This is a genomic window from Rhodobacter capsulatus, assembly GCF_005144475.1.
Taxonomy (GTDB): domain Bacteria; phylum Pseudomonadota; class Alphaproteobacteria; order Rhodobacterales; family Rhodobacteraceae; genus Rhodobacter; species Rhodobacter capsulatus_C.
The window spans coordinates 1-7,261 of sequence record NZ_SWJZ01000049.1; the positions used below are offsets into that span (position 1 = coordinate 1).

The 7,261-nt window shown below is 59.3% G+C and carries 7 protein-coding genes; 6 read left to right on the forward strand and 1 reads right to left on the reverse strand.

The window, feature by feature from the left end:
- The 6 genes from FBT96_RS21060 to FBT96_RS21305 form a co-directional block, all read left to right on the forward strand.
- Window positions 1–199, forward strand: a 199-nt coding sequence (locus FBT96_RS21060) for a hypothetical protein (protein ID WP_212635386.1), incomplete at its 5' end; no start/stop codon positions are given.
- A 252-nt stretch (window positions 200–451) separates the two neighbouring features.
- Complete coding sequence (locus FBT96_RS11920; RefSeq protein ID WP_136906916.1) at window positions 452–1,621, forward strand: tyrosine-type recombinase/integrase; 1,170 nt, start codon at window positions 452–454, stop codon at window positions 1,619–1,621.
- On the forward strand, window positions 1,618–2,505 hold the full coding sequence (locus FBT96_RS11925; RefSeq protein WP_136906918.1) for a hypothetical protein: 888 nt from the start codon (window positions 1,618–1,620) through the stop codon (window positions 2,503–2,505). Before FBT96_RS11920 ends, FBT96_RS11925 begins: the two co-directional genes overlap by 4 nt.
- Before the next feature lie 83 nt (window positions 2,506–2,588).
- Window positions 2,589–2,786, forward strand: a complete 198-nt coding sequence (locus tag FBT96_RS11930; RefSeq protein ID WP_136906920.1) for a helix-turn-helix domain-containing protein — start codon at window positions 2,589–2,591, stop codon at window positions 2,784–2,786.
- Window positions 2,786–3,091: a hypothetical protein gene (locus FBT96_RS11935; protein ID WP_136906922.1), complete on the forward strand. Its 306-nt coding sequence runs from the start codon at window positions 2,786–2,788 to the stop codon at window positions 3,089–3,091. Before FBT96_RS11930 ends, FBT96_RS11935 begins: the two co-directional genes overlap by 1 nt.
- Window positions 3,091–5,199 (forward strand): ATP-binding protein, encoded by a 2,109-nt coding sequence (locus FBT96_RS21305; protein ID WP_136906924.1) that lies wholly within the window; start codon window positions 3,091–3,093, stop codon window positions 5,197–5,199. Before FBT96_RS11935 ends, FBT96_RS21305 begins: the two co-directional genes overlap by 1 nt.
- A 148-nt stretch (window positions 5,200–5,347) precedes the next feature.
- Here the strand turns inward: FBT96_RS21305 and FBT96_RS11945 are convergent, their stop codons facing one another.
- On the reverse strand, window positions 5,348–6,862 hold the full coding sequence (locus FBT96_RS11945) for a hypothetical protein (protein ID WP_136906926.1): 1,515 nt from the start codon (window positions 6,860–6,862) through the stop codon (window positions 5,348–5,350).
- Window positions 6,863–7,261: the final 399 nt, after the last annotated feature.

Sequence of the window (7,261 nt, forward strand, 5' to 3'; positions counted from 1 at the left end):
TCCGGAGAGTCTTCCGGAAGCGGTGGCCATTCTGCGCGGCCTGATCGAGAGGATTGTGATGATCCCTCAGCCGGACCAACCTGGCGGGCATTTGATTGAGATTTTTGGGGAGCTTCGGTCGATTTTATCGTTTTGCGACGGGGGCTTGGGGGATCCTGCGCCGGGAAAGCAAAAAGCCCCGCGGTTCGGCGAGGCGTAAGGCATTGATCTAGCTAGATGATTTTGGTTGCGGGGGCAGGATTTGAACCTGCGGCCTTCAGGTTATGAGCCACATGACCTTAGGATTGACGGTGATAGCCACAGGATTTTCTATCGTTATTTGTCAGTATGTTGCGCGAACTCACCCACATCATGAGACTTCCGCAGATTGCCGATTTTTGCGCTCTGGTGTAGCACCAGCGTAGCACCGCTGTTTTTTTTGGCGGCGACACCTGACGGTCGGATGGGCGGGATGGCAAGCGAGACATTGAACTTCACCAAGGCGGCCCTGGCGAAGCTGCCGCCTGCGCCGAAGGGCGCGAAGCTTTACTATTACGACGAGCGGGAAGCCGGGCTTGTGCTGGCGGTGACCGCGGGCGGGGCGAAGTCGTTTTACCTTTACAAGCGGATCGAGGGGCGCCCGGAACGGCTGCTTTTGGGGCGGTTTCCCGATCTGTCGATCGAGAATGCCCGCAAGGCCGCACAAGAAGCCAAGGGGCAGATTGCCCAGGGCATCAACCCGCAGAAGGAACGCCGCGCGGTGCGCGATGAAATGACCTTCGGGGCGCTCTTTGGCGAATATCTGGAAAAATATTCCAAGGTGCACAAGCGCTCCTGGGCCTATGACGAGCGGGAAGTGAACAAGTTCCTGTCGCATTGGTTCAAGCGCAAGATATCGAGCCTCGACAAGGCTGAGGTCGAGCGGCTGCATGCGCGGATCGGCAAGGAAAACGGCCCCTATCAGGCCAACCGGCTTTTGGAACGCATTCGCTCGATCTTCAACAAGGCGATTGATTGGGGCTGGGCCGGGGTCAATCCGGCAGTGGGGATCCAGAAATTCCGCGAGAAAAGCCGTGACCGCTTCCTTCAGCCCGACGAGCTGCCGCGCTTTTTCGAGGCTTTGTCACATGAACCCAATGAGGCGGCGCGGGACTTCTTTTTGCTGTCGCTGCTGACGGGGGCGCGCAAGTCGAACACGCTGGCGATGCGGTGGAAGGATATCAACTTCACCACGGAAACCTGGCGGATCGAGGAAACCAAGAACGCCGATCCGCTGACGGTGCACCTGCCGCGGCAGGCGGTGGATCTGCTGAAGGCGCGCAAGCTGGCTTCGGACAGCCCCTGGGTGTTTCCGGCGGACAGCGCCTCGGGGCATCTGGCGGACCCGAAGAAGGCCTGGGCGCGGATTTTGAAGGAAGCCGGGATCGAAAACCTGCGGATTCACGACCTGCGGCGGACGCTGGGCAGCTATCAGGCCGCGACCGGGGCGAATGGTTACATCATCGGCAAGTCGCTGGGGCATCGCAGCCAGCAAAGCACGGCGATTTATGCGCGGTTGAACCTCGACCCGGTGCGGGCCTCGGTGAACAAGGCGACGGAAGCGATGTTCGGTTACATGGCGGCGGGACGGGGCGAGGAATGACGCTGAAGACCTTCAGTTTCCGCGCGACGCTTGCGGGGCATGGCTATGACCTCGACGCCTTCCCCTTTGATGACGCCTATCTCGACAGGCTGTTGGGCTATCTGGGCCGTGACCGGGCCGAAGTCGATCTGAACGCCTTTGCGCGCGATCACTTCAATCTGCTCTTTGGCTTTTTGCAGGCGCGCAAGATCGAGGAACGCTTGCCCAGTATCACGGAAGAAACGCGGGCCTTGTCGAAGGCACAGGAGGCGGCCTTTGCGCTGACGCAAGCGCTGCGCGCGGTGCGCGACACCGGCGAAGCGGGCCAGCGGCTGATTGAGGAGAGCGGCGCGCTGCCCGATCCGCGTTTTGAACAGGACGGTGTGCGCCTGAGCGATCTGATGCGGAGCGCGCAGGACCAAAGCCTTTATGTGCCGCTGCAGGCATTGCTCTTTGATCTGCGGGTGGCGCTGCAGCGGGCCAAGATCGAAAAGCCGCGGGCGCTGCCGACGCGCCTTGACGGGATGGGCGCCAGCGCCAAGGTCCAAGATGCGCAGCGCGTGCGGGTGGCGGCGCAAGACGACGACCCCGAGAGGCGCTATCGGACGCGGCTGGCGCGTCACGGTCTGGTGGCAAATTCGGCGCTGGCGCATTTTGCGGCGCAGCTTTGGGACATGTGGCCGAAATATTCCGCCCGGCCTTTTACCGAGGGACGGTATGAGGGCAAGGGGATTGGCAACAACTCCGCCACGCTCGACTTTGCCGAAACCTGTCTGAAGGCGTTCGGCGCAGATTACCGGCGCAGCCTGATTGCGCAAAAGCTGCGCGATGCGCGGGAAGTGCTGCCGCAGGAGGCGGGTCAATCGGAAACTGTCGTGATTTCCATGCGTGAAATCGGGGGCTGAAAACCACGACCGGAACGATTGGAAAGTAATCGAGGCGACGGGCAATTTCCGGCTGTGACACAGCAACACCGGAGATTGTTCCAATGACCTCGCCCTTTCCGCAAATTCTGATGACGCCCGAACAGGTGGCCGAATGCCTTGGCGTTTCGGTGGAAACCCTGAATGTCTGGCGCTGCACCAAGCGCTACAACCTGCCCTATGTGAAAGCGGGCCGCCTGGTGCGGTATCGCCGCACCGATGTCGAGGCCTTCGTGGCGTCGCGGCTGCACGGGGGCAAATGATGTATCATTATCGCCCGCAGGTCAGCTTTGCCGAGATCAACCGCGCGTGCCTGGCGCAGTACCCTGCCCTTCTGGCGCGTTGGCTGCCCGATGGTCGGCTGTGCGGGCGGGAATGGGTGGCGTTGAACCCGACGCGGCCCGACCGGCACCGCGGCTCCTTTTGCATCAATGTCGATTGCGGCGTCTGGGCGGATTTTGCGACCGGCGACAAGGGCCGCGATCCGGTCAGCCTTTACGCCTATCTGCATTACCTGAGCATGGGCGAGGCGGCGCGCAGCCTGGCGAAAGACCTGGGGCTGAACTGATGGCCGAGGATCTGACGCGGGCACTTGTGCACCCGAAAGCGGGAAAGGCTGCGCACAGCCATGTTTATCGCGATGCGACCGGGGGGGCGGTGCTGATCGCCCATCGCTATGACCCGCCCGGGCGGCGGAAGTTCTTTCTGCCCTTCGATGTGGTGCGGGGCGAATGGAAAGCGCCGGAGTTCCGCCCGCTTTACAATCTCGACCGGATCCTGGCGGCGCCTGCGGAACTTGTTGTTTTTGTCGAGGGCGAGAAATGCGCCGATGCGCTTGGCGCCCTGGGCTTTCTGGCAACGACGAGCTTTGGCGGCGCCAAGGCCTTGTCGAAGACCGACCTTGCCGCGCTGGCGGGGCGCCGCGTGGTGATCTGGCCCGATCACGACGCGCCGGGGCGTGCCTATGCAGCACAAGCCGAGGCAGCCTTGACCGCGCTTGGGTGTCGCGTTGCGGTCTTGCGGATTGATCCGGCCTTTGTCGGCGCGATGCTGGATCAACCGGCCCCTGCCGCGCTGGAACCCGGTTGGGATGCGGCGGATGCGGTGGCGCAGGGCCTCACATTCCGTCAGTTGCAGCGGATTTTGGACGGCTATTTTAGCGACGAAGACGCCAAATTTAGCGTAGCCGATACTAAAATTAGCCCTCGCGGCGATAAAATGAGCGCTGAAACCGCTAAAATCAGCGCCAATTCCGCTAATTCCGCTGAATTTACACCGGACCCGCTAAATTCCGCGGATTACCTCGACCTCTGGCACAGCCCCGACCGCGAGGCCTTCGCCTCGGTCTGCGTCAACGGGCATATTGAGCATTGGCCGATTGCCTCGCGCAGCTTCCGCGATCTGCTGTCTTATCGTCATCGCCAGGAACACGGCAAAATGCTGTCCGCCGCGGCGCTGGAGGATCACTGCCGCGCGCTGACCGGCGAAGCGCTCTTTGATGGCGCCTGTCACCGCAACTTCCTGCGCATCGGCGAGGCGGGGCGCTGTCTTTATCTCAACCTTGGGGACGCCGGTTGGCGCGGCGTGGCGATTGATGCGCAGGGCTGGCAGGTGATCGCGCGGCCCCCGGTGCGGTTCTTGCGGGCGCGCTCGATGGCGGCGCTGCCGGTGCCGGTCCGCCAGCCGCAGGGCATCGCCGCGCTGCGCCCGTTCCTGAACCTGGGCAGCGAAGACGACTTTCGCATGTTGGTGGCCTGGCTTCTGGGCTGTTTCCATCCGCGCGGCCCCTACCCCATCCTGATCCTGACCGGCGAACAGGGCAGCGCGAAAAGCACGACGGCGAAGGTGCTGCGCAGCCTGATCGACCCCGCGAACCCGATGGCGCGGAGCGCGCCGCAGTCAGAACAGGATCTGGTGATTGCGGCGAAGCACAACCACGTCCTGGCCTTTGACAACCTCTCGGGCGTCAAGCCGGTGCTGGCGGATGCTTTGTGCCGCATCGCGACCGGGGGCGGCTTTGGCACGCGCAAGCTGCAATCGGACAGCGACGAGGTGCTGTTCACCGCGACCCGGCCCATTTTGTTGAACGGCATCCCGGATCTGGCCAGCCGCCCGGATCTGGCCGACCGGGCGATTGTGGTGCATCTGCCGGTGATCGAAGCAGGCGCGCGGCAGTTCGAGGCCGAGTTCTGGAAGGGTTTTGAGCGCGCCGCCCCGGGGATTCTGGCCGCCCTTCTCGACGCCACCAGTTGCGCGCTGTCGCGCATCGGCGCCGTGAGCCTGGCGGAACGCCCGCGGATGGCGGACTTCGCGAAATGGATCACCGCCGCAGAGCCCGCGCTTGGCTGGGAGGACGGCAGCTTCTTGCGGATCTATCGCGCCAACCGGGCGAACACGGAAAGCGCCGCCATCGAGGGCAACCCCCTGGCCGAGGCGGTGCTGACGATGATGCAGGATCACCCGTCCTGGCGCGGCACGGCGACCGAGCTTCTGAAGCTGCTGCGGCAACGCTTCCCGTTGCTGTCGGAGGACAGTGACCTGCCCCGGCAACCCAACCACCTCACCAGCACGCTGCGCCGCGTCTCGCCTTTGCTGCGCCGTCGCGGCGTGAAGACCGGCTTCGACCGCGAGGGCAAGCTGGGGCTGCGGGTGATCACGCTGGATCTGGTGCAATGATCGTCAGCCATCGTCAGATCGTCAGCCAAAGGCCAAGCACGGAGCGCCGCGCGGCTGACGATGCTGACGATGCTGACGATGCTGACGATGCTGACGATGCTGACGATGAATTACCGCCTAGAATATGGGCAATAGCTTAGAAAGCGTATCATTCAACATCAATTGAAAGTGCCCCATTTCCGCTGAATGCCGTTGACCATTCCGCGATGTTGCCCCCCATCAACACGGCGGTTGGGCCATCAAAGCGTGATCTGAAGTCTATAAATTCAGCGGCAACGAACTCCTTAAAATGCTCATACTGCTGCTTATACGCAAACCTGCGCACGACCTTCGGCCGACTGAAATAGAATTTCTGACGCCCTCCCTCACTTGCGCGCGCATTGTGTTCAACCTGATAGATCGCTCCTACGCACCAATCCTCAACGACGGTGCAGGCATAACCGATCAAATGACCGAACTGGTCGATCTCCCCGTCGAACTCGCCATCGAAACGCAAAGCCCCTGATGCTACCAGTGTCGCGGCAATGTACATGTCCGAAACACATCTTTGGAAACCAGAATGGCTAATCTGGATATCTTTCATTCTTTGAGGCCCAAGTAAATTGGCAAGATGAATTCCGACATCCGCATGCTGCTTGAACCAATCACCCGCGATAGAAACTTTATTCATCTCTCCGCCGAAAACTTTGCCTTGCTCCAGATGCACTTCAAAGCGCAATCTTTGGCTTCGCCCCCAAGACAAAATACACATAAGTCCAATTTTTTGGCTAAAGTTTCCCAACTCATCTAAGTCCAGCGAAAACTTAATTTTCTGATCACTCTGACCAAACGAGGTCAAGATGTCGATGCAACCTGCATCTATACGAATCTTGAAATTCGGGTCATTTGGAGATATTAGCCTAGGAATTCTACCATTTGCCTGAATCTCGAATTCAGGCCCATCCTCTGAAATTATTTTTAGCGTTACCGGCTTGGGCTCACAGGAAATTGAAATCCTTCCTTCTTTGAAGGATTGATCGGGAATCGCAACGTCCAACCCAAAACGCTGATCAAAGACTTGAAAATCTATAAAAGGTAGATCTTCGCGCAATCCCAATTCATGCAAAACTATTTCTTCAATCGAGGCCGATGAAGGAATCGAAAACGTGCCATTATGGGAAAATTCCTCATAACCTACGGTCTGCACAAGCTTCAGCTTTTCGTTGGAGTATATTCCGCCCCCGTGCTTTTGGACCACGTCAAACATCCAGTCGCTGGGAAGATCTCCGATCCGATCGGCATCGGAAAACGTGAGGGGCAGGCATATATGATGAAGCTCCTTATCCGAGCCGCTCACAGAAATCTCTCGTGCGCGCCGAAGTATCCGCTCGATATCGTCCCGCCAGAAATGTCGTCCGTATAGCGTCGGAGCGTCGTCATCCCGCTGATGATGAAATAAAAACACAAAGGTAGGATTAGGGGATTTTGCAGCCTTTATCGCATTGCTGAGCTTAATTCGCGTCCTCGGCTTCTTGCCGGTAGTTGTTTTGATCTGAGCGAAGCACTGAATCAGATGAGTATTGAGATCTGCGGGGAGCGCCCGCGAATGCGGTGGGGTCAAATCAATAACATGATCCCATCCATGTTCATCATCTGCTGCCTTGTTAACGACCGCATCAACCATAGCGGAGGATTTCTGACACAGTTCAGAGAAAAGCGCTTCTCCGTAGCGACCCTGCCTGGATGTATTTTGACCTATCATAATATTTTCCGAAGTTGATCAGGCTTAGACATCGGGAACACACCGGCAACTAGTCGCCTCGCCATTGCACTTGAATCTTCCGCGACACCATCAAGTCTATTGGTTCGAATGGTGTCAATGCAAATGCACCTCCCTGCTCTCGGAACCAGCTTACTGTGCATTGAGCGGTCAACCATGGGGCCAGCGAACAGCGGCAATCTTAGGTTTTTACGGATGCAATGCCGCCCCTCTCAGTGTAAGCGTCCGGTCAGGGCGACTTTGACCTATCCAGGGGTTTGATCCATGTCAGCGTGACGATGCTCGCGGCCATTGCGATCATTA

What these genes read in the sequence shown, in the direction of transcription:
- FBT96_RS11920 (WP_136906916.1), top strand. Translation starts at nt 452, where the DNA reads ATGGCAAGCGAGACATTGAACTTCACCAAGGCGGCCCTGGCGAAGCTG.
- FBT96_RS11930 (WP_136906920.1), top strand. Translation starts at nt 2,589, where the DNA reads ATGACCTCGCCCTTTCCGCAAATTCTGATGACGCCCGAACAGGTGGCC.
- FBT96_RS11925 (WP_136906918.1), top strand. Translation starts at nt 1,618, where the DNA reads ATGACGCTGAAGACCTTCAGTTTCCGCGCGACGCTTGCGGGGCATGGC.
- FBT96_RS21305 (WP_136906924.1), top strand. Translation starts at nt 3,091, where the DNA reads ATGGCCGAGGATCTGACGCGGGCACTTGTGCACCCGAAAGCGGGAAAG.
- FBT96_RS11935 (WP_136906922.1), top strand. Translation starts at nt 2,786, where the DNA reads ATGTATCATTATCGCCCGCAGGTCAGCTTTGCCGAGATCAACCGCGCG.
- FBT96_RS11945 (WP_136906926.1), bottom strand. Translation starts at nt 6,862, where the DNA reads ATGGTTGATGCGGTCGTTAACAAGGCAGCAGATGATGAACATGGATGG.